Genomic DNA, 2,370 nt, shown 5'->3' with positions numbered 1-2,370 from the left:
GCTTCTGGGCCAGGCGCTCTGCTCGCTGTCGCTCTTGCTCAGCACGTTGGCGCTCGATTCTCTCAGCTTCTTCAGGAGTAGGCACCAGCTCCCCATTGGGGAAAAAGTAGCGCAGTTGTTGGTTATGGATCCCCAGATACAGCTCCAGCATCTCGCTCCAGCGCCAGCCCTGCTCCGTTGGCTCAATCTCCTCGTACTTCTCCCCCCTCAGTCGCAAACCCATAAACTCCTGCGTCTCCGGAGAATAGTAAAAGTACTCCGGTGTCCTGAAAATCCTTTCGTAAAGCTCCCGCTTCTCACCCCGATCCACTTTGGCAGTCGATTCCGAAAGCAGCTCGATGATCAAGTCCGGGTATTTGCCACCTTCTTCCCACACCACCCAAGAAGGGCGGGGGCGGTTTTCTACCCCTTTGACCAAAAACAGATCTGGCCCGCGGAAGTCTTTATTTTTGAGTTGCTCTCGGCTGTAGTAGACGGTGAGGTTCCAGGCGAGGAAGTAGTCGTTGCGGTCTTGCCAGAGGCGGGCGAGGCAGCTGACCAGAATCAAAAGCTGCAGGGCATGCAGGGAGTGTTCCATTTCGGGTTCATCGCTGAGCAGCCCCTGGGCCGAGGGCATGAGCTCCGCCAGTTGCTGGCGGGTGAGGGGAGTAATCTTTTCCTCGGCTTTCTCTTGGAGTTTTTCTTGGGCCAGCATTTTTGCACTCGGGGCAAGTGAATTAGCTGTAGGCTAACCCATCGATAGAACCGCCGGCAGGTGCTCTGCTTCAGGCTGACAGGGTGATAACAGGAGCGTTCTACTAACTGAAAGGCATAATAAGAGATGTAAACTTCTCCTTTTGTCCGCATGTCTTTCTGGAAACTTTTGGTGGTGATAGCGGTGCTGCTTTTCGGCTTGGCAAGCGGGATCCCCACCTTACAAGCGGCCACCCTGGGTGGATCCCCCTACAATCGCGCAGAACAGGAAGTTGTGATTGCAGCTAGCCCAGACCAGGTGTTAAAAGCGGCTGAGCAAGCCTTTCAAGTTTGGAAGCGGGGGGAACTGGTCTCTGTGGATGCTGAGGCGATGGAAGTGAAGGGGATCTCCCGCACCAACTTTTTTAAGTTCGTGGACGATCTAACGGTTTCGCTGTCGCCAATAGAAGGGGATCCTGGCCATACTCGTCTACACATTACTTCCGAAGGCCGTGTTGGGGAATATGATTTCGGCGGCAACCGGCGCAACATCAACGAGTACCTGAACACTTTGCGGTCGTTGCTGGAGCAGAGCTAGGGCCGACAGGACAAGGCGGGGGACTTATGGGGATCCACGTCTTTTGCCGTCTCTCATGATTCCTCGTTCTGTTCCAGCTTGGCCACACGAGCTTCCAGCTTGCGCAAGGTGCGTTGGAGCTCAGGCAAGTGCCGCTGGACGGCCATGCTCTTGCGCCATTCGGAAATGGGTTGATGGGGGTAGCCTGCCACCGTTTGACCGGCGGGGATATCGCTGGTGACGCCTGTTTGGGCGGCCACACGCACGCCATCGCCGATGTGAAGATGCCCGGCCAAGCCACATTGCCCGGCCAAAATGACATGGTGGCCCAATTGGGTACTGCCGGCAATGCCCACCTGAGCGATGATCAGGCAGTGGGATCCGGTGCGCACGCCGTGGCCAATTTGCACCAGATTGTCGATCTTGGTGCCGCGGCCAATACGGGTCTCGCCAACGGCGGCCCGGTCGATGGTGGTGTTGCTGCCCACATCTACGTTATCCTCTAGCACCACCCGTCCCGCTTGGAGCATGCGCCGCCAGGAGCCATCTGCCAGAGGAATGTGGCCAAAGCCGTCGTCGCCGATAACAGCGCCGCTGTGGATGAGGCAATCATCCCCAATCTCCGTGCGCTCGTGAATAACGCAGTTGGCGAAAAGCTGACACCGGGATCCAATCCGCACGTGGGGATAGATGGTGACATTGGGATGAATTTGGGTGTGGTCGCCGATCCTCACCCCTTCCATCACCACTGCGTGCGGCCCGATGGCCACCCCCTCCCCCAGCTCGACGCTGGGATCGATCACAGCGGTGGGGTGGATGCCAACGGGCAGGCGGTAGGGTTGGTAGAACAGCTCAATGGCCTGGGCAAAGAGCAGACGGGGATCCCTGCCCCGCAAGCAGGCAATGGAACAGGGCAAAGCCAGCCCTTCCTCCACGATGACGGCGCTGGCCTGGGTTTGCTCCAAGAGAGGTAGGTAGCGGGCCTCGCTGAGAAAGCTCAGCTCCCCTGGGCGAGCCTCCGCCAGGCTGGCCACGCTGTGAATTTCCAGGGTGGGATCCCCCTCGTAGGCACACCCCAATTTTTGGGCAATTTCCTGTAGCTGCATTGGGGTTGACATCCT

General features: G+C 57.9%; 3 protein-coding genes. 1 reads left to right on the top strand and 2 read right to left on the bottom strand.

All coding sequences use genetic code 11. The annotated features are described in order from the left end of the window. On the bottom strand, window positions 1–694 hold a 694-nt coding region (locus tag NW829_RS12085; RefSeq protein ID WP_414417180.1), incomplete at its 3' end, for a Uma2 family endonuclease. Window positions 695–844: 150 nt separating this feature from the next. Between NW829_RS12085 and NW829_RS12080 the strand changes: the two genes are divergently transcribed. Next, complete coding sequence (locus tag NW829_RS12080) at window positions 845–1,270, top strand: DUF1499 domain-containing protein (RefSeq protein ID WP_414329250.1); 426 nt, start codon at window positions 845–847, stop codon at window positions 1,268–1,270. Window positions 1,271–1,323: 53 nt separating this feature from the next. Here NW829_RS12080 and lpxD read toward each other — a convergent pair whose 3' ends face one another. Next, a complete protein-coding gene (gene lpxD / locus NW829_RS12075) occupies window positions 1,324–2,355 on the bottom strand; it encodes a UDP-3-O-(3-hydroxymyristoyl)glucosamine N-acyltransferase (RefSeq protein WP_414417181.1) in 1,032 nt (343 codons plus the stop codon). Window positions 2,356–2,370 lie beyond the last annotated feature (15 nt).

Source organism: Synechococcus sp. R55.8, from assembly GCF_047461895.1.
In the GTDB taxonomy this organism is placed as follows: Bacteria; Cyanobacteriota; Cyanobacteriia; order Thermostichales; family Thermostichaceae; genus Thermostichus.
Note: the sequence above shows the minus strand (reverse complement) of the source record. Positions and strands in the feature narration are given on the sequence as shown.